The 25,778-nt window shown below is 43.2% G+C and carries 27 protein-coding genes and 1 pseudogene; 18 read left to right on the top strand and 10 right to left on the bottom strand.

Annotated features, from left to right (window positions below):
- Positions 1–42 precede the first annotated feature (42 nt).
- Entirely contained in the window at positions 43–1,332 is a 1,290-nt protein-coding gene (gene hxlA / locus MmiAt1_RS03735) for a 3-hexulose-6-phosphate synthase (protein WP_318785557.1), read from the bottom strand.
- Between the two features lie 224 nt (positions 1,333–1,556).
- Here hxlA and pyrB point away from each other — a divergent pair, with 224 nt between their 5' ends.
- A complete protein-coding gene (gene pyrB / locus MmiAt1_RS03730) occupies positions 1,557–2,501 on the top strand; it encodes an aspartate carbamoyltransferase (protein ID WP_318785556.1) in 945 nt (314 codons plus the stop codon).
- Positions 2,498–3,001: an aspartate carbamoyltransferase regulatory subunit gene (gene pyrI / locus MmiAt1_RS03725; RefSeq protein WP_318785555.1), complete on the top strand. Its 504-nt coding sequence runs from the start codon at positions 2,498–2,500 to the stop codon at positions 2,999–3,001. Before pyrB ends, pyrI begins: the two co-directional genes overlap by 4 nt.
- 3 nt (positions 3,002–3,004) lie before the next feature.
- On the opposite strand, the gene MmiAt1_RS03720 is transcribed toward pyrI, so the two are convergent.
- The 4 genes from MmiAt1_RS03720 to MmiAt1_RS03705 all read right to left on the bottom strand — a co-directional run bounded on the left by MmiAt1_RS03720 (position 3,005) and on the right by MmiAt1_RS03705 (position 5,256).
- Entirely contained in the window at positions 3,005–3,361 is a 357-nt protein-coding gene (locus MmiAt1_RS03720; protein WP_318785554.1) for a HEPN domain-containing protein, read from the bottom strand.
- Positions 3,362–3,382: 21 nt separating this feature from the next.
- The gene (locus tag MmiAt1_RS03715; RefSeq protein WP_318785553.1) at positions 3,383–3,742 is read right to left on the bottom strand and encodes a hypothetical protein; all 360 of its coding nucleotides are present in this window, start codon (positions 3,740–3,742) and stop codon (positions 3,383–3,385) included.
- Positions 3,743–3,853: 111 nt separating this feature from the next.
- Positions 3,854–4,291: an ApeA N-terminal domain 1-containing protein gene (locus MmiAt1_RS03710; protein ID WP_318785552.1), complete on the bottom strand. Its 438-nt coding sequence runs from the start codon at positions 4,289–4,291 to the stop codon at positions 3,854–3,856.
- Positions 4,291–5,256 (bottom strand): DNA integrity scanning protein DisA nucleotide-binding domain protein, encoded by a 966-nt coding sequence (locus tag MmiAt1_RS03705; RefSeq protein WP_318785551.1) that lies wholly within the window; start codon positions 5,254–5,256, stop codon positions 4,291–4,293. The genes MmiAt1_RS03710 and MmiAt1_RS03705 overlap by 1 nt, the downstream gene beginning before the upstream one ends.
- An 878-nt stretch (positions 5,257–6,134) precedes the next feature.
- Between MmiAt1_RS03705 and MmiAt1_RS03700 the strand changes: the two genes are divergently transcribed.
- The 10 genes from MmiAt1_RS03700 to glmM all read left to right on the top strand — a co-directional run bounded on the left by MmiAt1_RS03700 (position 6,135) and on the right by glmM (position 15,617).
- The gene (locus MmiAt1_RS03700; protein ID WP_318785550.1) at positions 6,135–7,457 is read left to right on the top strand and encodes a hypothetical protein; all 1,323 of its coding nucleotides are present in this window, start codon (positions 6,135–6,137) and stop codon (positions 7,455–7,457) included.
- Positions 7,458–7,655: 198 nt separating this feature from the next.
- Positions 7,656–8,618 carry a replication factor C small subunit gene (locus MmiAt1_RS03695; protein ID WP_318785549.1) on the top strand — a complete coding sequence of 321 codons (963 nt, stop codon included), beginning with the start codon at positions 7,656–7,658 and terminating at the stop codon, positions 8,616–8,618.
- A 161-nt stretch (positions 8,619–8,779) separates the two neighbouring features.
- The gene (locus MmiAt1_RS03690; RefSeq protein ID WP_318785548.1) at positions 8,780–9,301 is read left to right on the top strand and encodes a COG2426 family protein; all 522 of its coding nucleotides are present in this window, start codon (positions 8,780–8,782) and stop codon (positions 9,299–9,301) included.
- A gap of 81 nt (positions 9,302–9,382) precedes the next feature.
- Positions 9,383–10,465 carry a class I SAM-dependent methyltransferase gene (locus tag MmiAt1_RS03685; RefSeq protein ID WP_318785547.1) on the top strand — a complete coding sequence of 361 codons (1,083 nt, stop codon included), beginning with the start codon at positions 9,383–9,385 and terminating at the stop codon, positions 10,463–10,465.
- A 511-nt stretch (positions 10,466–10,976) separates the two neighbouring features.
- Complete coding sequence (locus MmiAt1_RS03680) at positions 10,977–11,276, top strand: 50S ribosomal protein L21e (protein WP_318785546.1); 300 nt, start codon at positions 10,977–10,979, stop codon at positions 11,274–11,276.
- A 184-nt stretch (positions 11,277–11,460) separates the two neighbouring features.
- Positions 11,461–11,814, top strand: a complete 354-nt coding sequence (locus MmiAt1_RS03675) for an RNA polymerase Rpb4 family protein (RefSeq protein WP_318785545.1) — start codon at positions 11,461–11,463, stop codon at positions 11,812–11,814.
- A gap of 206 nt (positions 11,815–12,020) precedes the next feature.
- Positions 12,021–12,821, top strand: coding sequence for a translation initiation factor IF-2 subunit alpha (locus MmiAt1_RS03670; protein ID WP_318785544.1), 801 nt, complete (start codon positions 12,021–12,023; stop codon positions 12,819–12,821).
- A gap of 200 nt (positions 12,822–13,021) precedes the next feature.
- The gene (locus tag MmiAt1_RS03665) at positions 13,022–13,198 is read left to right on the top strand and encodes an RNA-protein complex protein Nop10 (protein WP_318785543.1); all 177 of its coding nucleotides are present in this window, start codon (positions 13,022–13,024) and stop codon (positions 13,196–13,198) included.
- 134 nt (positions 13,199–13,332) lie between these two features.
- Positions 13,333–14,115 carry a proteasome assembly chaperone family protein gene (locus MmiAt1_RS03660; protein WP_318785542.1) on the top strand — a complete coding sequence of 261 codons (783 nt, stop codon included), beginning with the start codon at positions 13,333–13,335 and terminating at the stop codon, positions 14,113–14,115.
- Between the two features lie 98 nt (positions 14,116–14,213).
- Positions 14,214–15,617 carry a phosphoglucosamine mutase gene (gene glmM, locus MmiAt1_RS03655; RefSeq protein WP_318785541.1) on the top strand — a complete coding sequence of 468 codons (1,404 nt, stop codon included), beginning with the start codon at positions 14,214–14,216 and terminating at the stop codon, positions 15,615–15,617.
- A gap of 131 nt (positions 15,618–15,748) precedes the next feature.
- Here the strand turns inward: glmM and MmiAt1_RS03650 are convergent, their stop codons facing one another.
- The 3 genes from MmiAt1_RS03650 to MmiAt1_RS03640 all read right to left on the bottom strand — a co-directional run bounded on the left by MmiAt1_RS03650 (position 15,749) and on the right by MmiAt1_RS03640 (position 18,213).
- A complete protein-coding gene (locus MmiAt1_RS03650; protein ID WP_318785540.1) occupies positions 15,749–16,144 on the bottom strand; it encodes a hypothetical protein in 396 nt (131 codons plus the stop codon).
- 246 nt (positions 16,145–16,390) lie between these two features.
- Positions 16,391–17,599: a methionine adenosyltransferase gene (locus MmiAt1_RS03645; RefSeq protein WP_318785539.1), complete on the bottom strand. Its 1,209-nt coding sequence runs from the start codon at positions 17,597–17,599 to the stop codon at positions 16,391–16,393.
- Positions 17,600–17,883: 284 nt separating this feature from the next.
- A complete protein-coding gene (locus MmiAt1_RS03640) occupies positions 17,884–18,213 on the bottom strand; it encodes a hypothetical protein (protein ID WP_318785538.1) in 330 nt (109 codons plus the stop codon).
- Positions 18,214–18,845: 632 nt separating this feature from the next.
- Here MmiAt1_RS03640 and hisG point away from each other — a divergent pair.
- From hisG to hisB, 3 genes and pseudogenes are all read left to right on the top strand, one after another.
- Positions 18,846–19,718: pseudogene (gene hisG / locus MmiAt1_RS03635) on the top strand (ATP phosphoribosyltransferase).
- A gap of 67 nt (positions 19,719–19,785) precedes the next feature.
- Complete coding sequence (gene hisA, locus MmiAt1_RS03630) at positions 19,786–20,523, top strand: 1-(5-phosphoribosyl)-5-[(5-phosphoribosylamino)methylideneamino]imidazole-4-carboxamide isomerase (protein WP_318785537.1); 738 nt, start codon at positions 19,786–19,788, stop codon at positions 20,521–20,523.
- Positions 20,524–20,732: 209 nt separating this feature from the next.
- Positions 20,733–21,317: an imidazoleglycerol-phosphate dehydratase HisB gene (hisB, locus tag MmiAt1_RS03625; protein WP_318785536.1), complete on the top strand. Its 585-nt coding sequence runs from the start codon at positions 20,733–20,735 to the stop codon at positions 21,315–21,317.
- A 279-nt stretch (positions 21,318–21,596) separates the two neighbouring features.
- Here the strand turns inward: hisB and MmiAt1_RS03620 are convergent, their stop codons facing one another.
- Complete coding sequence (locus MmiAt1_RS03620; RefSeq protein ID WP_318785535.1) at positions 21,597–21,818, bottom strand: hypothetical protein; 222 nt, start codon at positions 21,816–21,818, stop codon at positions 21,597–21,599.
- A 19-nt stretch (positions 21,819–21,837) separates the two neighbouring features.
- Between MmiAt1_RS03620 and MmiAt1_RS03615 the strand changes: the two genes are divergently transcribed.
- Positions 21,838–22,071 carry a hypothetical protein gene (locus MmiAt1_RS03615; RefSeq protein WP_318785534.1) on the top strand — a complete coding sequence of 78 codons (234 nt, stop codon included), beginning with the start codon at positions 21,838–21,840 and terminating at the stop codon, positions 22,069–22,071.
- Positions 22,072–22,263: 192 nt separating this feature from the next.
- Positions 22,264–23,079 (top strand): imidazole glycerol phosphate synthase subunit HisF, encoded by an 816-nt coding sequence (hisF, locus tag MmiAt1_RS03610; protein WP_318785581.1) that lies wholly within the window; start codon positions 22,264–22,266, stop codon positions 23,077–23,079.
- Positions 23,080–23,218: 139 nt separating this feature from the next.
- Here hisF and MmiAt1_RS03605 read toward each other — a convergent pair whose 3' ends face one another.
- Positions 23,219–24,154: a GLUG motif-containing protein gene (locus tag MmiAt1_RS03605; protein ID WP_318785533.1), complete on the bottom strand. Its 936-nt coding sequence runs from the start codon at positions 24,152–24,154 to the stop codon at positions 23,219–23,221.
- 194 nt (positions 24,155–24,348) lie between these two features.
- Here MmiAt1_RS03605 and MmiAt1_RS03600 point away from each other — a divergent pair, with 194 nt between their 5' ends.
- On the top strand, positions 24,349–25,776 hold the full coding sequence (locus MmiAt1_RS03600; RefSeq protein ID WP_318785532.1) for a RecJ family nuclease: 1,428 nt from the start codon (positions 24,349–24,351) through the stop codon (positions 25,774–25,776).
- Positions 25,777–25,778 lie beyond the last annotated feature (2 nt).

Here is a 25,778-nt window from a genome sequence, read left to right as displayed (position 1 = left end):
TAAAATAAACCCTGTCCGGCAGTCAAAAACTTTGGCCGCCGATTATTTTTTGTTTTCCCATTTCAGAAGCTCAAGAGCGCTTGCCAATGTTTTTCCGTTTTTGATTTCCTCAAAAAGCCTTTTTTCGCGCTTCCAAACCTCTTCCGAACGGCGCGCAATTTCATACGCCCGCTCTTTGGGAACCACGACAACGCCGCTGTCATCCCCGATGATATAATCGCCGGGATTGACGGTTTGATTGCCGCAGATAATTTCAACATTGATTTCTCCGAGTCCTTTCGGGTCGCCCGCATTCGGAACGACATTTGACGCAAAAACCGGAAAATCTGATTTTTGAACTTCGTCAAAATCACGAACCGCGCCGTCAATGACAACGCCTTCCAATTTTCGGTTCACGGCCGTCAGTGTGGCAAGGCCGCCCCACATGGCAATGTCCCGATCGCCGTTGTAAATCACAACAATGTCGCCCGGACCGCTGATGTCAATCGCTTCAACCGGCTTTGCCCAGTCGCCGCCGAAAGATCGGACCGTAACGGCGCGTCCGACAATTTTCTTTCCCGGGTTTTTCGAAGAAATGCCCTGCATTGCGCCTTTTCTGTGCATCGCATCCGAAATGTTCGATGTTGAAACTTTTTTGAAAATTTCAATCATTTCGGTTTCTTTGGATTTTTTTTCTGCCGCGGGCGCCCGCGATTTCGCGCTTAAATCGACAGCTTTTCGAATGTCGGCTGCCGACTGCGTCACGTTGTCGGAATTGATGATGTAAGAGCCGACAATCACAATATCCGCGCCGGCATCGGCTGCTTCTCCCGCAGTTTCGGGTGTCAGCCCGCCCGCAACGGCAATTTCCATGTCCGTCTCTGCCGCCAGCTTTTTGAGCGTTTCAATCGGCGAAACGCCGGTCATCTGGGCGTCAATGCCGACATGAACATTGATTAGATCCACGCCGAGCACTTCAACCTCTTTGGCGCGCGCAAGCGGGTCCGGAAATGAGATCAGATCGACCATGATGCGGACACCGTATTTTTTGGCGGAAAGAAGAGACTGCCGAATCACCGCATCGTCGGCGGCCGCAAGAATTGTGACGACGTCCGCGCCGGACTTGGCGGCCATTTCAACTTCTGCTGCGCCGACATCCATTGTTTTCATATCGGCGAGAATTATTTTATCCGGAAAAATTTTGCGGAGCCTGCGGATAATATCCATGCCCGCGCTTTTAATCAGCGGCGTTCCGGCTTCAATCCAATCGGCGCCGCCGGCAGCCGCCTCTTCGGCGATTCGAACCGCGCGGTCCGGCTCAACAACATCCAAAGCAACTTGAATTTGAACCATTTTTGAATTCCTTCACTGTTCAGGTCAATAAATTGATTTTAACGCAATATAATTCGCTTTATTTCATCACACTTTATAAAATCATTCCCGATTTTTTCAAAAAATTACAATAAAATTAAAAAAGACAGTAAATTTATATTCGTTTCTCCCGTTCTAACATTAAAGTTATATCCGAGTTCGTTGTTTCAACCCACATTTGAACAAACAGAAAACAGGAGTTACCTATGCGGCCGATGCATCATATCATCTCGACACGAGAATACACAACAGAAATGTTCGACGAAATTCTGGAAATGGCCGAAAAATTGGAACCCATCGCCAAAGGCGAGGTCGGGTCCAAAATTATGGACGGCAAAATTTTAGCGCTTCTTTTTTTCGAACCGAGTACGCGAACGCGCATGTCTTTTGAAACGGCAATGCTTCGCCTCGGCGGTCAAGTTTTAAACATGGGACAAGTCGAAGCAAGCTCAATTGCGAAGGGTGAGTCGCTTTCAGACACCATCCGCGTGACGTCTCAATATGCCGACGCGGTTGTTCTCCGGCACCCCCGCGAAGGCGCGGCGCTGATGGCTTCGGAATGTTCGGCCGCGCCGATTATTAACGGCGGCGACGGCGCGGGACATCACCCGACGCAAACGCTTTTGGACCTTTATACCATCAAGCGCGAAAGTCATCTGGAAAATTTAAACATCGCTCTGGCCGGCGATTTGAAATACGGCCGCACCATTCATTCTCTTTGCTACGCGCTTTCACGCTACAATGCCAAAATCAATCTTGTCTCGCCGCCCGAACTCAAACTGCCCGACAGAATTGTCGACGACCTTTTGAAACGAAATATTGACGTGACGGTGACAACCAACATGGAAGACGTCATTGAAGACATTGATGTCCTTTACATGACACGCATTCAAAAAGAGCGCTTCCCGGATCCTGCCGAATTCAACCGTGTCTCAAACAGCATGCGCATCACAAAAGAGCTGATTCAGACCGCGAAACCGGAAATGAAAATCATGCACCCGCTTCCGCGCGTCAATGAAATTTCATACGATGTGGACGACACAATCCACGCCGCTTATTTTAAACAGGCATTTTACGGCGTTCCGGTTCGAATGGCGATTCTCTGCAAAGTGCTCGGCATGGAAAATGAAATTCGGGAGATGACAGAATGAGTCCTGAAACAGACAAAAGACGTTCCAAAAAGCTCGGCGACAAGAACGATTTAAGAATCAAAGCGATTGAAAACGGAACGGTCATCGACCATATCATTCCCGGCCAGGCGCTGAATGTTTTAAACATTCTCAGCGACGGGGAAAATTTCACGAACACGGTCAGTGTCGTCATGAATGCCGGCGGTTCCCGCGGGGACAAAGATGTCGTGAAAATCGAAGGCCGCGAACTGACGGAAAAAGAAGTCGACGCGATTTCTCTGCTTTCGCCCAAGGCGACGGTCAGCATCATCCGCGATTATGAAGTGGTTCAGAAAAGACATATCAAGACGCCCGACTCGGTTTGCGGCATCGTCAAATGCATCAACCCGAACTGCATCACCAACAGCGGCGAACCGATTGAAACAAGATTTGCCGTCACGGAAAATGAAAAAGGATTGGCGCTTCGATGCATTTTTTGTGAAAGCGTTATGACGGAAGATTTGATTCATTTTATTGAGTAACGATTAAATTTCAGAATCTTCCTCCGTTATTAAATAATTATACCGTAGTTCTAATTTTGATTGAATCAAATCTGGATTTATGTGTGTATTTTTTAACAAAAGATAATCAGTCGTTAAATTAAGTATATCATTAACCTGTGAAAGTTCTGAGACTGTTTTAATTTTCTTTTTATCTTCTTTTAAACCATGAATGTAAAAATCTCTAGTAGGTATTAAATCATCGACAAAAGCATCCTTCAAATCAAAGATATTTCCATCTTTATATCTTATCTTTTTTTGAAAATCTTTCGGCAATTCATTTAAAAATATAGTCAATTTGTCAGCTGCTGATGGCCCGCCAGATTTCGGCTTTTTAATCACAGTTCCTTCTTTTTGAATCGTCTATCCATTTTTATCCAGTACTGGAATCAGAATCTGATTTTCAATCGCCTGTGTATTTATTAATTTTGATTCGGTCACTAAATACTCCATATTCCTAAAAGTTTCAACATAACTATTTTCAATAAATGAAGAAAATAATGATTTGCGTAAATGCTTATACTTAATCCCAGAATCAAGATTATACCATTTTTTCAAAATTTCACAAAAATTATCTTTAATCTCATTGTAACTAATCACATAATGGGGATTTATAGGTGTACTTGATTCTAGTTGTGCAAGAAACACTTTACAATATTTTTCATCACCATTTTCGTCAAAATAATAGAGTCTTATACAAGAAAAATTGTGGAGCTGTCCCAAAAGACAAGATACCAACAAACATAATTGATATGAATAATTTCTGAAACAAGCATATTCTCGATTTTTACCGTGTTTATAATAAAATATAGGATATGAGCTTTCCAATTCAAACTATTCATTTCCATAACAAGCTATTTTTACATTTTTTTGAGGAATTAAACATTCAATTTGAGGAGAAGATGATAAAATATAATTAATTCCTTGAGTTGAAATTAACATTTTATTAAACTTCGAATCATAAGTAAAAAAATTGGCACCACACATAACATATTCAATTGAAAATCTCATTTTTGTTGGTGTTCTTAATTGAGATAATGAAACAGAATCACAATTCTCAACAGTAATCGTTTCATCTAATTTACCACATGAAAATAGTGTTATTTTTTCATCCTGTGCTGAAATTCCATAAATATGTTCAATTTCAAATCCATTTGAACAGATACAACCATACAATTCCAAAGTAATTTCTGATGAAGTAATGTTTAATGTCCCATCAACCTGATTTGTTTCAGATGAGGGAAGAAACCATTTCCCTGTAATTTGAATCATTATTTCCTCTTATTATCATCGATTTTAACTAAAGATGCATCCGGCTCGATTAAAATCACTTCTTTGCCGTCCATGTACACGCGGACCGTGCCGCCGGATTCCGAGATGGCAACGGCGATTGCATTGGTGTCCCGCGTAATGGAGGCGGAGGAGAGATGGCGTGTCCCGAGTCCTTTTTCAATGTGAATGTCGCGCGTGTCCACGTCCAGGTAGCGTCCGGCCGATAAGATTTTGCCGTTTTCGCTGATGATGAAGACGCCGTCGAGCTGAGCAAATCCCATGACAGACTCCCAGTTCTCTTTTTTGTTGATGTTCACTTCAAAAGAAGCATCTTGTCCGCGGAACGGATTGAGAATCATTTGGTGGGAACGTTCCAAAACTTCTTCGTCGTCGCCGAGAATGAAAGCGGTTCCGACTTTTTTGCCTTCTCTGCCTTTGAGCGCAATGTTGAGAGACAAATGAAGCACGCTTCTGAAAGTTTCGGGCGTCACGCGCTTTTCGCATTCCCGGATGATTTGAACGGTTTCGTTTTCTTCCATGCTGTGAACGACGAGCGAATAGGAATTTTGAGACCGGATTAAGCCGACAACAATGCCGCAGCCGATATTTCCGAGGCTGTATTCAACAGCGGCCGCGCTCATCAGAAGAGACGCGTTTTTGTCCGCTTCGTTTCGGATGGATTCGGAAACTTCCTGGATCTGGAATTGATTTTCGTTTCGCAGATACGTTAATTTTTCAATAATCGTTTTGATTTGCGTGATGTCAATCACCGGAATATCCAGTTCCCGAAAGGCTTTCACGTCAATATTTCCGAAAGTAAAGACAGCAACAGCTCCCGTTAATTTGACCAAATGCACGACACTGTCTTTTAAAAGAATGCCGCATAAGTCGTCTGAAGCTGAAGCATTGAAAATCGGCGTTTCCGCTGTCACTTTGGGTTCCGATTTGTCCGTTATTTCTTCCATTGATGATTCGTCCGGATAATTCAAATGATGAAACCATCATTGATTTATGATTTTTTTCGTTTTGAGCATATAAAATTCAAATTGAAATTTAAACTGAAATTCAAACAAATAAGATTCTGAAACACATTGCCTGTTTATGATTGAGATCATTTCCGAAACGTTAGAATGATGATTGAATTCAAGAGTTAAATCTTTAAAATGACTTTAAATTTTTAAAATAACAATCCTGACCTTAAAATCTTAAATCTTTAAGACAGAATCCTTCGAATGTAAAGTCTTAAATTTTAATTTGAGCGGTTCTCATAATTTGAGACGATTGCTCTATATTTTAGAAGTAAACTTCTTTTATATATACTTTTTAGTGAAATGACCTGTTTATTCGACAACAGTCACGGGAGTTTGTCGAATTTCTCGTCGAATTTTTCGACAATAAACTATAAAAAATGAATGAAAAAGTCAAAAAATGCGAAATTGATTTTTTTCTTTTTTTGATATTATATTTTCATTTTTTAATTTTTGTTTTTTTTACGTTTTTATTTTTTCAGTTTTGTTTAATTTTTCAGTTTTGTTTATTTTTCAGTTTTGTTTATTTTTCAGTTTTGTTTATTTTCTGTTTTGTTTATTTTCTGTTTTGTTTATTTTCCTGTTTTGTTTATTTTCTGTTTTGTTTATTTTCTGTTTTGTTTATTTTTCAGTTTTGTTTATTTTCTGTTTTGTTTATTTTCTGTTTTGTTTGTTTTCTGTTTTGTTTATTTTTCAGTTTTGTTTGTTTTTGTTTACATTTTCTTTTTCACTTTAAAAAAGAAAAAAAGAATTTAAGCTATAAGATTACTTTTCCATACATGCAAAGGTTCGCCAGTGAAGAGACAGAAAATGAATTGATTTCTTCTTTAAAGTATATTTTTCCGATTGAATCTGCCCGGCCGCTGACGGAAGATGAAATCCGCCGCGAGCTGGAAACGGCGGACAGAAACGGCGCGGAAAATCTTTTTTGGAGTGACGGACGAAACGGCTTAATCGTTGTTTTGTATCGGGGCGGGCCGGAAAAAGAAATTGCCTCGGGTTTTTTGATTCGACTTTTAAGTGACGTTCAGGACATTGATTTGATATTCGGGGATAATTTCTGCCAAGTTTTCAATGACGACATTACAATCATTCCGGCACAAGAGAAGCATTCGGAAGTTTGGATGACGCTGAAGCAAAGTCAATTCAGCCGGGCGATTGCCAAGTTTTCATCTTTTGACACAAACCCGATGATCAAATGGCTTCAGATTGCCGAAAACAGCACGCATCTTCAATACGAGAACAAGCCGTTTACATTCTGCATGCTGGTGGCAAAGAAAAAAGAATGCATTCAGCAAACGCTGCAGGATAATTTTATGCCGTTTTCAAATGTCGTTCCTTTTGAAAAAGGCATCATGGAAGAGAAATGGATCCGCGGTTCAATGAGCGGGCATGCGGTCGGAATTGCCGGATACGGTAAAGACGGCGACATTTTCGGCATGTTTACGCTGCCGGAATCTTCACTGAATGAAGAAGAAATTGAGACGAATACGCTTTTGGCGCCCCACGAAGATTTAATTCCGCTCATCGCGCGCATGCCGCCTAAAACATTCATTATGCTCACCTCTGAAAACGGAAGCATTTACATTGTTCTTCCGAAAAGAACGCTGTTTCATAAAACCCAGGGCAAATGGCATTATGTCAATTATGCCAACATTCATACGACGCTTTCCGATTTCATTGAAAAGCACATTGCGCTTTCCGTATTGAGATTGGTTTTGGATTTATCGTACGAGCGGAAAGGAACATTGATTTTCATTCCGGAAAACGAAGAGTTGCTGGATGAAATCATTCCCGATTACTGTCAGAATGAAAAAGTGAATGAAACGCTTCGAAGCACGGTGAAAGGGTTAAACGTGTGCCATAAAATTCACCGCAAAATCATCATGGCCGCCGCCAAAGTAGACGGCGCAGTCGTCATTTCCAAGAACGGCGATGTGCTGGACGTTTCCTGCATGATCGGAGAGCCGGATGAGATTCGCCTGAACGAGCACGGCCTGAAAAATCTGGAAGTTCTGCCCGGCGCAAGAAGCACGGCGGCCTGGAACGCCAGCATCTACGGCATCGCCATCAAAGTGTCGGATGACGGCCCGATTACGATTTACAAGCACGGGAAATTAATCACATATGTCGGCTGACTTGGCTGACTTTTATCTGAGGGTTCGGACGCCCTGTTTTTTCCGGCCGGCTGCGCCGAATGATTCGAAAAAAGTATATAGGTATACTTTGATTTGATTGGAATATATTGAAGAAATTATTGAGAAATCAGAATTATCGAAAAATCAGAAATGATCTGAAAAAACAAAATCTGTGGAAAATAAGAATTGAGGGAAATTATGAGAGAAGAAATCTGGGTTGAAAAATACCGCCCGATGAAGCTGGACGATGTGTTCGGCCAGGATGAGACGGTTGAGCGCTTAAAATCTTATGTCCGCTCAAAAAATCTGCCGCATCTTCTTTTTACGGGACCGCCGGGCGTCGGAAAAACCGCATCCGCCGTGTCCATCGCGCGTGAAATGTTCGGCGAATACTGGAACGAAAATTTCACGGAACTCAACGCATCGGACGAGCGCGGTATCGATGTTGTCCGAAACAAAATCAAAACGTTTGCGAAAACCGCGCCGATCGGCGGCGCTTCTTTTAAAATTATTTTCCTCGACGAAGCCGACGCGCTGACAAACGACGCGCAGTCCGCGCTTCGCCGCACAATGGAAAAATACAGCGGCAACTGTCGTTTTATTCTCTCATGCAATTATTCGTCCAAAATTATCGAACCGATTCAGTCGCGCTGCGCCATTTACAGATTCCGCAGCTTAACGGACGAGGCGATTGAAAAGCGCGTCAAATACATCGCCGAGCAGGAAAATTTAACGATTACAGATGACGGCATGAAAGCGCTTGTGTATGTGGCCGGCGGCGACATGAGAAAAGCGGTCAACTCTTTGCAGGCGGCGGCTTTCATTCAAAAGGACATTGACGAAGAAACGATTTACAAAATTACGGCAACGGCGCGCCCCGAAGATGTTTTAGATTTAATTCAGACGGCGCTTGCCGGCGAATTCAAAAGCGCGCGCGAGAAGTTAAACGTGCTTGTCTTTGAGCAGGGACTTTCGGCGGACGATGTCATGAATCAGATTTACCGCGCGCTTTTCAAGATCGAAGATTTGAACGACAGCGAAATGATTCAATTGATTGACGCCGTCGGCGAAACCGACTTCAGAATCACGGAAGGCGCGAATGAGAAAATTCAATTGGAAGCTTTGATTGCGCATTTTGCATTGCTTCGAAAGAACAATTGAAAAAACAATTGAAAAAACCGTGACATGCGGGAAGAACGAAACTGAAGCAAATAACAATCCGAAAACGGATTTGAAAACGAATCCGAAAACAGACCCGAAAACAGATTTGAATAACAGACCCGAAAACAGATCGAAAATTAAAAAAGATCAGAGATTAAAATATGGATTTTGCCGCGTTTTTTATTGACCTTCTTCAAGGCGTTCCGTCTTGGCTTGTAACGATTATCATATCCGCGATTCCCGTCATTGAACTGCGCGGCGCAATTCCGGTTGCAATCGGCGTTTACGGCATGAATCCGTTTTTGGCGTTTGTTTTGGCCGTCATCGGCAACATGCTTCCCGTTGCCGTCATTTTTTACTTTTTGGAGCCCGTTTCCAAATTTCTCTCCGCGCACAGCAAACTTTTCGCCCGCTTCTTTAATTGGCTTTTTACCCGCGTCGAAAGGCAAGGCAACGAACGCGTTGAAAAATACAAAGATTTGGCGCTGATGACGTTTGTTGCCATTCCTTTGCCGCTGACCGGCGCCTGGACGGGAACGGCCGCCGCGCTTGTGCTGAAATATCCGTTTAAAAATGCGTTTTTATCGATTTTGGCCGGCGTGATTATTGCGGGAATTATCGTTACATTGCTGACGGTTTCGGGAATTCACGTTTTGGATTTGATTTTCGGCTGGTTTTCGTAACAGGAAAATCGAAAATATGACTGACGGATAATGAATGAGCAGAATAATCAATGAGCGGAATTAATGCAGAGGCATCAAATTATGAAAATGTCAAACTTATCTTCTCTTTTTCTTCAAAAACTCGGAATCGACGCTTCGTTTTATTTGACGGAAGACGATTATGCTTCTCAAAGGTTTCTTTACGCCGGCATTCCGCAGCTTGAAGATCTTGTCGAAATGAAAAAAAGCGGGCAATTTGATTTTGAAACCGTTCTTCTGCTTTATGAAAACATGCCGTATTTTGAAAAAAATCCGGCCGACACGGACGAATTTATCCGGCGGAGCGCGCAGGCGGCAATTACGGGTTTTGTGATGGTTGAAAGGCAACCGTCGGCGAATCCGAATCTTCCCGACACAGGCAATTGTTTGGTTTTTACGCCCGTCGTATCGGATTTAGAAGCGAAAAGAGCGTTTTACGCCATTCTTCCGGAATTGATTTCTAAATCGGCCGTTTTGAATTGCCCGACGTATCAGCTTGAAATTTCGCCCGACGACCTTGCCGACGATGTCCGCGAATATTATTCAAAAAACGCGCTTGCTTTTTTCAAAGAATCAAATCAAACCGTTCCGCCGTACGATTCTGTTTATTCGCCCGCCCGCGTTTCAAAAGCGGCGGCAACGATTCAAAAAATCAGGCAAAATCCGAACGTTTTGAATTCGGGCAGAGTTTTTTTGGCGCCGGACATGAATGTTTTGGAAGTCTGCTGCGGCAACGGCATGTCAACGCTTGCGCTTTATGACGAAAATATCTCGCCGATTTGCGTTGACATCAATGAAGAAGATATTTGCATCGGCTTGGCGCACGGGGTTTTAAAGCCTGAAAGAACAATCATTATGGACGCGACGACACTTTCAAGAAATATGAATGTCGAACAGTTTGATACCGTCATCGGTTTTATGATCGGGACGATTTATGAGTTTAATAAAAATATTTGGTTTTCAATTGCCGACGAAGCAATTAAAATGCTTAAGCCCGGCGGCTTTCTTTTGTTCACGCTCAGAGAAGAGCATGAAGCAAAATGGATTGCCGAGCATTTGAATGAACGCGGAATCCCCGGCGAAATCATTGACAATCGGGATGAAACGAATTATGACTCTTGGATTTATTTTGCCAGAAAGCATTAAAAACGCTGCTGTCGGCAGGCGGCAGACTGTTCCCGCGCACGGACTGTGCCAATAAAAATAATAAAAACAATCAAAATAATAAAAACAATCAAAATAAATGAATTTAAAAAACGAATTCAAACCGAACCTTCGGATTGAATTAAAATAACAAAAAATAATGAAAATTGGAAGCGAAAACAAATCCGCAAAAAGCATACGTTTATTAAGGTTGGATTTGTATTCTGTTTTCTTCTATTCGATAAACTTAATATACCAAAATAATTATTCATGGCTTAACTTTGATTAAAAACGAGTTATGGAAAATAATTGTTTTTTCATTATCAAGAAATCTAAAAACGGTTCATCCCGATTCATTTGGACTCATTTGAAATCAGAACCGTTAACAGGAACTGCCCGAATGCGAGCCGTTTCTGACAGGCCGTATTTGGCCGATGAGCCGCACGGTTCATAAATTACGTTCATCCCATCATTACATGACAACGATTATGTCATAATTTAGGAGGATTTAAAAATGTCATCAAAATCAGCAGGCGAAAGACGCTGCACAAGATATAAATTGAAGAACTCGATCCGCGAGAGAGGAACTTCCGCACCGAGCAGAGCGATTCAGGAATTCGAAGAAGGACAGATGGTTCACATCGACATCGACGCAAGCACACAGCACGGCCACCCGAACCCCAAATTCCAGGGCTCCACCGGCAAAGTGATCGGCCAGCGCGGCCGCGCATATGTTTTAAGTGTCAGAGACGGAAGAGCTCAAAAAGAAGTCATCTCCCTCCCCCAGCACTTGAAGCCCCAGAAATACAATTAAATTGTAATTGAATGTGGATTTATTAATCTGAAATTTCAAATTGAAATTAATTTGGTACATTTGTACAAAAATGAATAAACGGCTTAGCTTTATTTATATAAAATTAAGCCTTACTCTTTTTATTTTATGATTATTTTTGATTCGTCAAAATAAGTGAAAAAGATTTAACCGGAAGTGTTTTGGAATGATTGTCAAAGAAGTTGTTGGCGAAGAACTTTTAACTCTTGCAGAAGTCAAGGAATTGTTAATTCAAATTATGGAAGAAAGACGTGAAGAAAGCGACGAAGAACAGGTTTATGAGTTCAGAAAAGCTTTGAACCACGCCGAAATTTTCTCAAAATTAAGCGCTGCCGACGCCAAAAAAATGGTTGCGGAATTGCTGGAATTTGAGAAAATGAAACCGACAATCGCTGTCAGAATCACAGACATTCTGCCGCTTTCCAGAGACGAGCTCAGATCCATTTACGCGAAAGAAAAGTTCACGTTAAAAGATGAAGAGCTGGACGCCATTTTGGACGTTGTCCGAAAATATGCTTAAATGAAAAAGACTTCATTCATTTTCACTTATTTTTACGTTTTTTCAAACAAAAAGGTTTCAGCAGATGTTTGGAACCTTTTATATCATATAATTTCTTAATCAGTTCTGTCTGACCGAAACAGAATTGAGGCGCTGATCAAAGAAAATCAACGCTTTTAAAATTAATACCGCCTGACAGGAAAAATCAGGCAAAAAGAGGGACAAAAATGAAAAGTAATGATTGGCCGGAAGCCGGCGATTATGTTGTTTGCAACGTCACAAATGTGACGGATTTCGGCGCATATGTCGAACTTGAAGAGTTCAAAGAAAAAGAAGGATTTATCCATATTTCCGAAATCAAAGCCGGATGGGTCAAATATGTCCGCGATTACATCCGCGAAGGACAGAAAGTTGTCTGTAAAGTGTTAAACATTGACAGAACCCGCGGTCATATCGATTTATCACTCAAAGATGTCAACGAACATCAGAAAAGAACAAAAGTTCAGCTTTGGAAAAATGAGCAGAAAGCTGAGAAATGGATTCAGATCGCAGCTGCAGAATCCGGTTTTGATGAAAAAATGGTGGAAGAGCTTTATTATGATTTTGCCGCCGAATTCGGAAGCGCATACACGGCTTTTGAAGAAGCCGCCATCTCAGGCGAATCTGCTTTTGACAACATGTCCATCAACAAAAAGATGCTGGAAGCCGTCGTCAATGTGGCCCGGGAAAATATTAAAGACGCGTTCGTTGAAATTGCCGGCTATGTCGACTTAACGACCACCGCGCCCGACGGCATTGAAATGATTCGGGATGCTTTGAAAGCCGCGGCAGATTCCGTCGATGAGAATGACGTCCGCGTTGAAGTGACTTATGTCGGTTCCCCGCGCTACAGAATTAAAGTTGTCGCGCCCGATTATAAAAAGGCGGAAGCGGTGTTGAAGAAAGCATCGGCCGCATCAATTAAATTAATCACGGACAACGGCGGCGAAGGACTTTTCAACCGTCATATCGAATCGGTCAAATCATAAGGACTTTCAATAAATTCGACTGCAGCAGATCTGATGGAAATCGGATCTGATTACAGCAAATCCGATTATAAAATATTCGATGACAATAAATTCAATTACAGTAAATACGATTACAGTAAATTCAATTACAGTGAATTCAATTACAGTAAATTCGATTACAGTAAATTCGATTACAGTAAATTCGGTAAACCGGTGAGAAAATGGGAAAGCGGATTAAAAAATGCCGGGAATGCGGCAGATACACGCTGTCGGAAATTTGTCCCGATTGCGGCGGCGCTTGTATCAGCCCGAAACCGGCATCGTATTCGCCGGAAGACAGATACGGAAAATACCGCAGAATTTTCAGACAGAATTTGAATTCCCCCCGAAAGGAATAAGACCAAAAAATTCTGTTATGTTAATGAGTATTTATTCTGAGAATTTATTCAAAAGTATTTATTCGATTCAGCCGGAAAAGATTTGATATATCCGCAGTCGAAATTCGAATAAATATACCCTCAGGGGTTAAAAAATGAATGACGAAATAATTTATCACATGGACCAGGAAAATCTGGAACTCACCAACCCGGTCATGATTGTCGGTCTCCCCGGCGTCGGACATGTCGGAAAACTGGTTGCCGATCATCTGATTGAAGCGCTGGATGCCAAGAAAATGATTGACATCTATTCCGAACACTTCCCTCCGCAGGTGATGGTTAAGGAAGACAGCACTGTCGAACTTGTCGGAAACCGTTTGTATTTGGCAAAAACGGACAAAGCAGATTTACTGATTTTAGCGGGCGATTCGCAGAGTACGGATCCGGCCGGCCATTATTCTTTATGCGAACTTTACATCGGTTTTGCATCACAATTTAATGTCAATCGCATTTTTACGCTCGGCGGCTACCCGACAGGCATTGTGAACGAAGAAAATTATGTCATCGGCGCCGTCAACAATGTTGAAATGATTGACGGGCTGAAAGAACAGGGCATTCAGTTCAATCCTTCCGAACCGCCCGGCGGAATTGTCGGCGCGTCCGGTTTGATTTTGGCTTTTGCAAAACTCAGAAACATTGACGCGGCCTGTCTGATGGGAACGACGACGGGATACATTGCCGACCCGAAGAGCTCAAAAGTTCTGCTCGGCAAACTGTGCGGCATTTTAGACATTGAAGTCAACGCCGACGCGCTGGATGAAAAAATCAAAAACATGGATCAGATTGTTGAAAAACTCAAAGATTCTGTGATCGGCGAAGACGGCGAGGAATATTACGAATCTCCGGCATCGGACGAGGATTTGGTGTATTTCGGCTGAAATCCTTTATTTTTTAATTTCATATTTCTATTTTTTAATTCTAAATTTTAATTTTAAATTTAAATTTAAATTCTAAAAATTAAACGGCGGAAAAAGAAATGGCACTTTTCGGAACCAACGGTGTCCGCGGAATCGTCAATGAAGATTTGACACCTGAAAAAGCGCTGGATTTGGCGCGCAGTTTAGCTGTTTTTTTATCGGAGCGGGAAGATGCCGACCGGCGATCAGCGCCTGTTGTTGTTCTCGGAACAGACACGCGCATCTCCGGGATGATGTTAAAGTCGGCCGCCGCGTCCGGTTTGCTTGCAAGCGGCATTGCCGTCATTGATGCCGGCGTTGTTCCGACGCCGTCGCTTCAGTATTATGTCAAAAGCCATCCGGAAACGGCCGCCGGAATTATTGTCACCGCTTCGCACAATCCGCGCGAATACAACGGCATTAAGTTTATTGACGGTGACGGAACCGAATTTTCAAGGGACGATGAAAAGCGCGTTGAAGACATTTACACTGCGAGAAGGTTTACGGCCGCCGACTGGTCGAAAACGGGCGAAATTATTTTTGATCTGAACTGCAACGACGAATATTTGGCCGGCATTTTGGAAATTATTGACCGGAAATCGATTGAAAAGAAAAAGTTTAAAGTGCTGACGGACACCGGAAACGGTGCGGGCTCGCTAACGATGCCGAAATTGATGAGCGCTTTGGGCTGTCATGTGCTGGCGCTCGGCGCGCAGCCGGACGGAACGTTCCCGTGGCGCAATCCGGAGCCGCTTCCCGAAGCGCTGTCGGAAGCAACGGCTGTGATGCGCTCTTCGGACTTTGATCTCGGAGTTGCTCAGGACGGGGATGCCGATCGGGCTGTTTTTATTGACGAGAACGGCGATTTCATTGATGATGAAATCATGCTGGCAGCGGTTGAGAAGTATATCCTTCATAAAGAAAAAGGACCGGTTGTCACAACGGTCAGCACGTCTCAGCGTTTTACGGACATTGCCAAGGACGAAGAGGCGGATGTTTATTACACGCCGGTCGGCTCGGTCGATGTCGGGCGCCGGATGGTTGAAGTCGGCGCCGTATTCGGCGGCGAAGGAAACGGCGGCATTATTTACCCGCGCCATCAGGTTTGCCGCGATGGTGCGATGGCGGCGGCGCTGGTCCTTGAAATGCTGGCGCACACCGGCATGAAAGCGTCGGAAATCAAAGACACCGTGCCGACTTATTTCAATGAAAAATTCAAAATCCGCCTGCCGGACAAAGATTTAAAGAAAGTAATGGCGTCTGCCGTTGAAGAAATCATTTCCGACAGAAAAGAGATTAATTATTCGGAAGCCGAACGGATTGACGGTCTGAAATTATGGTTTTCCTCGGGCTGGCTTTTAATCCGCCCGTCGGGAACGGAGCCGATTATCCGCATCACCTCGGAAGCCAAAAGCCCCGAAGATGCTTTGAAATATTTGGAAATCGGCAAAAAATACGTGAATGAAGCAGCAAATCAAAATTAAGCTGCTTTTTAAAAATTTAACTTTTTTTGTTAACTGCTTTTGATAACCTTTTTTGCTGATTTTTTGTTAACTTCTATTGTTTACTTTTTTTGTTAACATCTATTGTTAACTTTTTTTGTTAACGTCTATTGTTAACTTTTTTTGGATTCCATTTCCTGAGATATTTGAAGAATTTCCTGAAGCGTTTTTTTCAATTGAATGCTTTCAGGCGTTAAATTGGCTTCATCTTCCAAAACGTATTCTTCCCACAGGAATAATAAATACTGTTCAATATCTGAAACGGCTGTTTTGAGAGAATCCGAAAACGAAAAAAGGTTCAATTCGTCGTTTGCAAGGATATAAAGTCCGTCTTCATACCTGAGATTCAGTTCCAGAGAGCGACGCAGCGTCAGGGAGGAAACGGAGCCGGTAAATTCTGTCAGATGATAAGAAAATACAGTGTCTTTGGCATTAAGAAGCATATCGCTGAGTTCATTAAAGTCAGAACCAGTGAGAGAAAGCGATTGTTTAGAGATTTCTGTAACCATTTTAATCACCTGAGAATTGAATAAAATGAATAAACAGAGGAAGTATTTATAGAAAATTAAATTATTTTGAAAATGATAGAATTCAGAAAAATAAAACAACGGTACAGGAGCGTCTCCCGCGCGCGAATAGTGCAAATTTCAAAAACACATTAAAAAAGTAAGATTTTGAAGAAGTTAACACTTTTGCAGATAAAATTAAAAACAAAAGAAAGAATCAGAAAAGCAATAAAAATGAAAACAAGAGAATCAGAAAGTATCTAATTCCCCTTTGGACACCATGTCCGTAATTTTCTTTGTGCTGGAAAGCCATTCGTCAACGATTCCTTCGGCTTCTTTTCTCATGGAATCGAATTTAACGCCGTCTTTGACGCTGATCTGAACGCTGGCGACGAGGGGTTCGTCAATCGGGTGGCCGATTTGGGACAGGAGTTTGACGTAAACGTCGTCGATGCCGTCAAGTTCCGAGGCGATTTGTCTGGCGATTTGCGTTGACATGAGGTTGTAGATTTTTCCGATGTGGTTGATCGGGTTTTTGCCGCTTGTCGCTTCCATGCTCATCGGGCGGTTCGGTGTGATGAGACCGTTTGAACGGTTGCCGCGGCCGACGGAGCCGTCGTCGCCCATTTCGGCGGATGTTCCGGTGACGGTTAAGAAAACGGATTCGTTTTCAATATCATCGGCCGTGTTGATGTGAACGTTGACAGTGCGGTTGGTGTATTTGGGCGCCAAGTCTTTGACATAGTCTTCCAGCTGTTCTTTGTAGCTGACGTAGGCGCCGATGTCATCGACATATTTGTCAACCATGCCGCAGCAGATTGTCAGTGTGATGTCTTCGCCGTTTCGGAGACCCATGACTTTGATGTCTTCGCCGATGGCGTTGAGTCCTTTTTTCTTCTTCAGGTCTTCGATTAAAGAGCGTTCGGTGTTGTAGACGATGTTTTCAAGTTCTGAAAAGGGTGCGTGACCGACACCGAATGATGTATCGTTTGCCATCGGAACATAGCCGTCGCGGCCGAAAACATCGGAAAGATCGGAAGAGCCGCGGCCGAGCTTGCAGTCCAAAACGACATCGGATTCCAAGTCCAGATTCGGAATTGTGTTTTTCAGGTAATTGCGGGCGGTTTTTAAACTGATGGTGTCGGCGGCGATATCGATGTCGCCGAATTGTTTGGTTGCGCGCCCGACGAGTAAAATGTAAATCGGATGAACCACTTGGCCGCCGCCGAACTTGGGAATGGAGTGGCCGGCAGCGATTTGTGTTTCATCGGTGTTGTGATGCAAAATAACGCCGCACTTATCGATATATTCTTTACAGAGCGCGCGGCTGACAGCTTCTGCCAAGCCGTCGGCAATACTGTCGGGATGGCCGATTCCTTTACGCTCAACCAGCTCGATTTGCTGTTTTTCAATCGGTGTTTCCAGATATTGCTCAACGCAAATATTTCTTTGACTCATGTAAACGATTCCTTTTTTGTGTAAATTATTGTGTAAATTATTGATTAATAATAAAATAATAAAGCCCTGCCGTTTTTAGAGAGGGTCCGCTTTCGCGCCAATCCCTCAGAACAAGAATGATTTTTCGAATAACAGTAAAATCAGGATTTAAACAAATGAAGCGATAGTATATAATTGTTACACCACGATATTACTGAGAGTAATAAGGCGTCATGAATTTCGGTAATAATCTCCCCTTTTTTATCAAAATAATTTGAAAAGAAAACAAACAAATTTGACAAAAATCAGACCGGATTTTCCCGGAAATTTAAGCAAAAATAGCAGTGAGATTTCAGAAATTTAAACAAAAATAGCAGTGTGATTTCGGAAGATTTTAAAAATTCGGCAGCTTGCGCGCGAGGAGCAGCGGGCAGAACGGGTGGCGGACAGAAGCGGACGGCGGCAGCAAACAGATTGGTAAGCAGGCCGGCAAGTCGGCAACTGTATTTACGAAATATGGTGAGGCAGCAACGCCAAACAGAAACCCGGAGGTAATCTGTGCAAACAGAAACCCGGAGGTAATCTGTGCCCACGCTCGCGTAGCGAGCGGATGTGATGAAAATGAGATGATGCATGTGGACAGAGCCTCCCTCATTGCGGCAGATGCTGACACACAAACAAACGTTGACACACACTCAACGCTGACACACAAATAAATGCAGATGCGTATATGCAAATTCAGGCGGATTTTTGTTTTAATTGAGAATCATTTGGTTCATCTCCAATCCTCATTTTGCTCGCTGCGCTCACAAAACTCGGATTGGAGGGGCGGTTCATGAAATTTATTGGATTTGAACAGCGGTTTTTGTATTTTTCATTTTATTGTTAAAAACGAAACATCGTTTTTTAAAAAGTTAAAGAAAAACGAACCCCGTTTTTGAACTTTTTATTTTTATGAAAGAGGGGGTTCGGATTTGAAAAATTTATGAAAACGATGTTTCGGTTTTGGACTCCGAAAAAAGAAAGAAAAGAAAGGAAAAGGGGAAAGAAAAAAAGTAGAGGAGAAGAGAAAGGAAGAAAGAAAAGGAAAAGAAAGACCGTCAAACAAAGTTTTTATAAACACAATGTGTTCAATACGGCTATATTGACTTAAATAAGATAAAACAGAATGTTAAATCAATTAAATTCGTAAAATTCATAACATTCGTAAATTCATTATCAAGTTTATTATTTAAAAAATTATCAATTCATTTTACAAGGAAAAAAAATGATTCGAATTGCAATTCCGAATAAAGGCCGTCTCCACGAACCGACGATGGCGCTCTTTAAGGACGCCGGACTTCCGATTTTCGGCGGCGGCAATGAAAGCCGTCAGCTGATTTCAAAGACAAACGACCCGGACATCACGTTTATTTTTGCCCGCGCCGCCGACATTCCACTTTATGTCGCGGAAGGAACGGCAGACATCGGCATCACCGGTTTGGATTTGGTGACCGAAAGAGGCGCCGACGTTGAATGTTTGATCGACCTCAAATACGGCAGTTCCCGGCTTGTTTTGGCGGTTCCCGAATCGTCCGAAATCCAAAAACCCGAAGATCTCAGCGGAAAACGCGTTGCGACAGAGTTTCCCGAAATTACGAGACAATTCTTTGAGTTCAACAAAATCGAAGACGTTGAAGTCATTCAAGTCAGCGGCGCCTGCGAAATGACGCCGCACATCGGCGTTGCCGAAGCTATTGTTGACATCACAAGTTCCGGAACAACGATGATGATCAACAAATTAAGAGCGATTGATGTTGTTTTCGATTCAAAGGTGTTTTTAATCGCCAACAAAAAGAGTTTGGCGACACAGGAAAAGATCAGAGACGTGGAAACCGCATTGGAAAGCGTTCTTTTGGCAAAAACCAAGAGATATATCATGATGAATCTGCCCGCAGAAGCGCTGCATGATGTGTAGAAGATTCTCCCCGGCATGAACGGTCCGACCGTGATGGAAGTGCAAAGCACCAAAGAAGACGAAAAAATGTTCGCCGTCCACGCCGTTGTCGATGCCGATTCGATTTTCTCCGTTGTCCGAAAACTCAAGATTCTCGGCGCAAGAGACATTCTGGTTCTGCCGGTCGAGAGATTGATTCCGTAAACATGAATAACATACATAATAACATCATGAATAACATACATGAATAACATAAATGTGAGCGGAAAACATGTCATTTCAAATTATTCCCGCCGTTGATATGAAAGGCGGCAAATGTGTTCAGCTTGTTCAGGGCGTTCCCGGCAGCGAAATGGTGTCGCTGGATGATCCGGCGGCAGCTGCTTTAAACTGGGTGGCGCGCGGTGCAAAAACGCTTCACCTCATTGACCTGGACGGCGCTTTTGAAGGTAAAAGAAAGAACGGCCAAATCATTGAAGAGATTGTCAGACGCGCAAAACCGCTCGGCATTGAGATTCAAATCGGCGGCGGCATCCGTTCATTTGAAGATGCCGAAACACTGCTCTCAGCCGGCGCCGACCGCGTGATTCTCAGCACGGTTGCCATGCAGAATCCTCAAATCATCAAAGAAATCTCAGAAAGTTTCGGGAAATCGGCTGTCGTCGTCGGCTTAGATGCCAAGAACGGAAAAGTCGCTGTCGAAGGCTGGACAAAACTTTCCGAAAAAGGTCCGACGGACGTCGGCAAACAATTTGAAAATTTAGGCGCCGGCTACATTCTGTTTACAAACATCGATACCGAAGGACTGCTCAAAGGCGTTGACATCAAGCCGACAAAAGATTTGATTGACTCCGTCAGCATTCCGGTCATTGCTTCCGGCGGCGTCACTTCGACCGATGATTTATTGAAACTTCGGGACGCCGGCGCATACGGCGCCGTTGTCGGAAGCGCGCTTTACACGGACAAATTCACATTAGAAGAAGCAATCGCCGTTTTGGAAAAAGAATGAAGGCCGAAATTCATTCAAAATAAATTAAAGCAAATTCAAAACAAATTAAAAAACGAAGCCAAATAAATTTAAAAACAAATCTAAAACAAATCCAAAACGAATTAAAAACATATTAAAAGTAAATAAGCAAATTAAAAATAAATAATAGAAACGGCAATTCATTGTCTGTACGTTTATTTTTTGATACGTTTATAAAAGAGGAAAGAACGATGTCACAATCCAGAAAAGCTTCCGTTTCCCGAAAAACAAAAGAAACGGACATCACCATTGAGATCAATTTAGACGGCAGCGGCAAGTCCGCCATTGATACGGGCATCGGCTTTTTCGACCACATGCTGGACGCTTTTGCGCGCCACTCGGGCTATGACTTGGACGTCAGCGCTGTCGGAGATTTGCATGTGGACGGCCACCACTTGGTCGAAGACACCGGAATTGTTCTCGGACAGGCAATGGCAGAGGCGCTCGGAGACAAGCGCGGCATCGCCCGTTTCGGCGAGGCGCGCATCCCGATGGATGAAGCGCTCGCGGAAGTTGCCGTTGACATCAGCGGCCGCAGCTTTTTGGTGATGAACGCGGACTTCTTTTCCCCCGTCGTCGGCACCTACAGCACACAGATGACGAAACACTTCTTTGAATCATTCGCTTCCGCCGCCGGCATTAACATGAACATGAAAGTCGAAGGCGACAACGATCACCACAAAACCGAAGCGCTTTTTAAAGCGTTTGCATACGCCATGAAAAGAGCAACCGTGATTGAAGGACAGGAAATTAAAAGCACGAAAGGCGTGCTTTAATTTCAGTTTATTTTTTTTGATTTGTGTATTTTTTATTCGTTTTTCTTCATTCATATTTTTTCATTTTACTTTTCTTTTACTTTTCAATCCTTTTCATTCCCTTTGTTTTTCGTTTTGTTTTTCGTTTTGTTTTTCTTTTTCAAAAATGAAACATCGTTTTTTCACAATTTTTCAAACCCGAACCCCGCCTTCCATAAAAATATATGATTCAAAGACGGGGTTCGTTTTTCTTTAACTTTAAATAAACCGATGTTTCGATTGGAAAAATGAATTAAATTTTCAAGAACCGCCCCTCCAATCCGAGTTTTGTGAGCGAAGCGAGCAAAATGAGGATTGGAGATGAACCAAATGATTCTCAATTAAAACAAAAATCCGCCTGAATTTGTATATACGCATCTGCATTTGGGTGTGCGCCAGCGTTTGGGTGTGCGTCAGCGTTTGGGTGTGCATCAGCGTTGGGTGTGCGTCGGCGTTTGTTTGTGTGTCAGCATCTGCCGGCAATGAGGGAGACTCTATCCGTATGCATCATCTCATTTTCATCACATCCGCTCGCTGCGCGAGCGTGGGCACAGATTACCTTCAGGCTTTCGTCAATACAGTTGCAGATTGGCAGTCCTGCCCGGCCGGGAGCGCTTTTCACGCGCGAAAGGCATCAATTTTACGAATTGAACAAAACCGGAAACCGGTTTCTTCAAAAAACGAAAAACGAAACCCGATTTTAAAAATTAAAAACAAAATTTTTCAAATCAAATGACAAATTATGAGTGAGATTCATATTAATTCATCAGAATTATTCATTTTTAATTGTCATGACTTCATTCATATCTTGTTTTTCAAAAACGTAATGAAGAATTAGAATGATTATGTTTGGCAGTAATATCATGATTTAGCGTGATATTTTCCACTAAAAAGGTTTATATTCTACTTCAAATCAGTTTAAATTATGATGAGAGAAAAGCGGATTATCCCCTGTCTTGACCTTCTTCTTGATGAGAACGGTGGTAGAGTTGTCAAAGGCATTGAGTTTGAAGAGCTCGTTGATGCCGGAGATCCGGTCGAATTTGCAAAAAAATACGAAGCGCAAGGCGCTGATGAAATTGTCTTTTTAGACATCACGGCATCTGTTCAAGGAAGGGAAACCATTCTGGATGTGATTAAAAGAGCAGCCGAAGCCATTTCAATTCCGTTTACAATCGGCGGCGGCATTTCAACGCTTGAAATCGCGCAAAAGAATTTGGACGCGGGCGCAACGAAAGTTTCAATCAACACCGCCGGCGTGAAAAATCCCGAATTCATTGCAAAAGCAATCGAAGAATTCGGCGCGGACAAAATCGTCATTGCAATCGACTGCAAAAGAAACCCCGACATCAGCGTTGAAGGCGTGAACGTTTTTGAAGAAAACGGCCAAAAGTTCTGGTACGAAGTCGTCATCATGGGCGGCAACGAGGGCACCGGAATGGACACGGTCGAGTGGGCCAAGCAAGTCGAAGCACTCGGCGCATACGAAATCCTTTTGACCAGCAAAGACCGCGACGGAACCCGTGACGGATATGACCTTCCGATCACACGCGCCGTTGCCGAAGCAGTTTCCATCCCCGTGATTGCATCCGGCGGCGTCGGAACACTGGAACACATGGTCGAAGGCGTCACGGAAGGCGATGCAGGCGCTGTTTTGGCGGCCAGCATTTTCCACTTCAACAAATACACCGTCGGCGACGTCAAAGAAGAATTCCGCAAGAGAGGAATTCCCGTTAAAGATTAAGTTTTGAATCACCGAATCCTTATTTCATTTTCAGTTTATTAAAAAATACGAACCGGGCGATTAAAATCGCCCTTTTTATTTATTTTATTTTTTTGTTTTATTTTTTTGTTTTTGCTTTTTTTGATTTCGATTTCACTTCTTAGTTATTCTTTTTTTGGAAAAACCGATAACAAACAGCTGCTGCAATAATTAAAACAGCAGCTATGCCGCCCCATAGAACAAATTTAAGATAAGGATATTTATAGTCGATGGCAGGCGGCGTATCGGGATATTCGGGAACAGGATCATATGAACAATCAACAACATTTGACCCGTAATTTTCATTGAATCCGCCGATGAATAAATTTTCATCAACAGGAGAATATGACAAGCCTGTTGCCGAACAATTCGTAATATTTCCTTGATAAATATAACCGATCAAACCGCCCGCGTTTTCATTTTTTGCCGTCGCGGACATATCGGAAGAACTGTCCGAGATATCACAATTTCGAATCAATCCCGCAAAGCCACCGACGTTGCTGTTTCCGAAAACGGCGAATTCGTTTCCCATAACGGAGCAATTGACAATTTCCGGAACCGCATTTTCAACAAGACCGGTAATTTTGTAGTGAAACGTATTTGTCCCACTGCTTGCGATTCCGACAAAAGCGCTGACATTTGAATCATTTTGATTGAGAATGTCGCCGTTATAAACAATCGTTAAATTTCGAATATCAGCGTCGCCGCGAATGTTTCCGAAAAAGCCGTAACCTTGGCTGCCGGCATCAATCGTCGGGCCGAACGGCTGTTCAAACAAAACATCTTTCGTGAAAATAATAACGTAGCCGTTGCCTTCAAATTCTCCTGTGAACGGCGAATTGGAATAACCGATGCAACGCCATGTCGAATCGCTGATGACAATATCGGATTGCAAAGAATACACGCCGTCTAACGGCCATTCTGTACCGATTTTTTTAAGATCGTCTTCGGATTCGATGACTCCGTGAAAACGTGGATCGGGAATAGAAAGTGCGTCCGAAAGCGAAAGTGAACAGAAAAGCATCAACAATACAAAAAGAATGGATTGGTATTTCATAAAAATCACCTGTTTAAAATTTTTAATGAAGAGACATTAAACCTCTATTTAATATATTTTACTAAGATTCGTAAGTAAAACCATAAAAACAATTTCAACAAAGTTGCATCGGATTTGTGAAATTTAATCATCTTTTTAAAGCAGAAAATCATTTGTCAAAGACATATCTTGAGAAATTAATAACGAGTGAAAAAATGGCAGCAGATACATTTCAAAAATTAAGCGAACGGGCGGAATTATGCGCCGCAGAATTAAGAACAGCCGATTCCGTTCATTTGGTTTCGCACATCGACGCGGACGGCATTACGGCGGGCGCCATTATGTGCCTCTCTTTTGAGCGCGCCGGTATTGATTATACGGCGGAATTCGTCAAAAAACTGGACGAAAAAATTATGGCGCGCCTTTTGGAAGAGAATCATGAACTTCTCATTTTTACCGACCTCGGCAGCGCCATGACGGATTTCATGGTTGACAACGGCATGAAAGCAATCATTGCCGACCACCACCAGCCCAACGGCCGCCCCGAAAACATCGCGGCGGATTCAACCGCGTTTCCGTATCATATGAATCCGCATTTGTTCGGCGCAAACGGCGGTTTTGAAATCAGCGGGTCGGGCGTTTCCTACATTTTGGCAAACGCGCTCGGCGACAACAAAGATTTGGCGGGCCTTGCAATCGTCGGCGCGATTGGCGATATGCAGAACCGCAAATACGGAAAACTTGTCGGCCTGAACAAAGAAATTTTGGAACAAGGCGTTGCCGCCGGCGTTTTAAAGAACGCGCCGGACTTGTCTCTTTTCGGCAAACAAACGCGTCCGATTTATAAAATGCTTCAATATTCATCCGAGCCGTATTTGCCGGGACTGACAGGCGATGAAGAAGCTTGCATTCGCTTTTTGCAAAACGCAGGCGTCGGCTATGACCAGCGGGAAGGCGCAAAATTATGGATCGAACTTTCGCAGGAAGAACGCGTGGGCGTCATTTCTGCGCTGATGAAATTCTGTCAGGACCGCGGATTTCCGGCGCACCGCGTCGAAGAGCTGATCCGCGAATGCTACACGCTGCTCTCGGAAAAAGAAGGATCTGAAATGAGAGACGCATCCGAATTCTCAACGCTTCTGAATGCAACCGGCCGCTATGATAAAGCGGAAATCGGTGTCCGCGTCTGTATGGGCGACCGCGATGAAGCACTCAGCGAAGCAAGAACGCTGCTTTCCGAGCACCGGAAAAATTTGGTCAACGGTTTGAATTTTGTCAAAGAAAACGGCATGATCCAGCTTGAAAGCATCCAGTATTTCTATTCGGGCGAAGAAATCAAAGAAACAATTGTCGGCATTATTGCCGGGATGGCAACCTCCATTGACGGCGTTGACCGCAAAAAACCGATCATCGGCATGGCCGACTCCGAAGACGGCATTAAAATTTCATCACGCGGCACGCAGGATTTAATCCGCCGCGGTTTGAATTTGTCCAAAGCCATGAGCGAAGTCACAGAAATGGTCGGCGGCGCAGGCGGCGGCCACGACATTGCGGCCGGCGGAACAGTTCCCCCGGAGCGCGCGGTTGAATTCATTGATTTGCTGGACAAATATATCGGCGCGCAGCTGAACGAAAAGAAGTAAAG

Origin of the sequence: Methanimicrococcus hacksteinii (genome assembly GCF_032714515.1) — an archaeon.
GTDB lineage: Archaea > Halobacteriota > Methanosarcinia > Methanosarcinales > Methanosarcinaceae > Methanimicrococcus > Methanimicrococcus hacksteinii.
Note: the sequence above shows the minus strand (reverse complement) of the source record. Positions and strands in the feature narration are given on the sequence as shown.

Coding starts and splice junctions, on each gene's coding strand:
- hxlA (WP_318785557.1), bottom strand. CDS start 1,332: ATGGTTCAAATTCAAGTTGCTTTGGATGTTGTTGAGCCGGACCGCGCG.
- pyrB (WP_318785556.1), top strand. CDS start 1,557: ATGCGGCCGATGCATCATATCATCTCGACACGAGAATACACAACAGAA.
- pyrI (WP_318785555.1), top strand. CDS start 2,498: ATGAGTCCTGAAACAGACAAAAGACGTTCCAAAAAGCTCGGCGACAAG.
- MmiAt1_RS03710 (WP_318785552.1), bottom strand. CDS start 4,291: ATGATTCAAATTACAGGGAAATGGTTTCTTCCCTCATCTGAAACAAAT.
- MmiAt1_RS03705 (WP_318785551.1), bottom strand. CDS start 5,256: ATGGAAGAAATAACGGACAAATCGGAACCCAAAGTGACAGCGGAAACG.
- MmiAt1_RS03695 (WP_318785549.1), top strand. CDS start 7,656: ATGAGAGAAGAAATCTGGGTTGAAAAATACCGCCCGATGAAGCTGGAC.
- MmiAt1_RS03690 (WP_318785548.1), top strand. CDS start 8,780: ATGGATTTTGCCGCGTTTTTTATTGACCTTCTTCAAGGCGTTCCGTCT.
- MmiAt1_RS03685 (WP_318785547.1), top strand. CDS start 9,383: ATGAAAATGTCAAACTTATCTTCTCTTTTTCTTCAAAAACTCGGAATC.
- MmiAt1_RS03680 (WP_318785546.1), top strand. CDS start 10,977: ATGTCATCAAAATCAGCAGGCGAAAGACGCTGCACAAGATATAAATTG.
- MmiAt1_RS03675 (WP_318785545.1), top strand. CDS start 11,461: ATGATTGTCAAAGAAGTTGTTGGCGAAGAACTTTTAACTCTTGCAGAA.
- MmiAt1_RS03670 (WP_318785544.1), top strand. CDS start 12,021: ATGAAAAGTAATGATTGGCCGGAAGCCGGCGATTATGTTGTTTGCAAC.
- MmiAt1_RS03665 (WP_318785543.1), top strand. CDS start 13,022: ATGGGAAAGCGGATTAAAAAATGCCGGGAATGCGGCAGATACACGCTG.
- MmiAt1_RS03660 (WP_318785542.1), top strand. CDS start 13,333: ATGAATGACGAAATAATTTATCACATGGACCAGGAAAATCTGGAACTC.
- glmM (WP_318785541.1), top strand. CDS start 14,214: ATGGCACTTTTCGGAACCAACGGTGTCCGCGGAATCGTCAATGAAGAT.
- MmiAt1_RS03650 (WP_318785540.1), bottom strand. CDS start 16,144: ATGGTTACAGAAATCTCTAAACAATCGCTTTCTCTCACTGGTTCTGAC.
- MmiAt1_RS03645 (WP_318785539.1), bottom strand. CDS start 17,599: ATGAGTCAAAGAAATATTTGCGTTGAGCAATATCTGGAAACACCGATT.
- MmiAt1_RS03640 (WP_318785538.1), bottom strand. CDS start 18,213: ATGCATCATCTCATTTTCATCACATCCGCTCGCTACGCGAGCGTGGGC.
- hisA (WP_318785537.1), top strand. CDS start 19,786: ATGTCATTTCAAATTATTCCCGCCGTTGATATGAAAGGCGGCAAATGT.
- hisB (WP_318785536.1), top strand. CDS start 20,733: ATGTCACAATCCAGAAAAGCTTCCGTTTCCCGAAAAACAAAAGAAACG.
- MmiAt1_RS03615 (WP_318785534.1), top strand. CDS start 21,838: ATGCATCATCTCATTTTCATCACATCCGCTCGCTGCGCGAGCGTGGGC.
- hisF (WP_318785581.1), top strand. CDS start 22,264: ATGAGAGAAAAGCGGATTATCCCCTGTCTTGACCTTCTTCTTGATGAG.
- MmiAt1_RS03605 (WP_318785533.1), bottom strand. CDS start 24,154: ATGAAATACCAATCCATTCTTTTTGTATTGTTGATGCTTTTCTGTTCA.
- MmiAt1_RS03600 (WP_318785532.1), top strand. CDS start 24,349: ATGGCAGCAGATACATTTCAAAAATTAAGCGAACGGGCGGAATTATGC.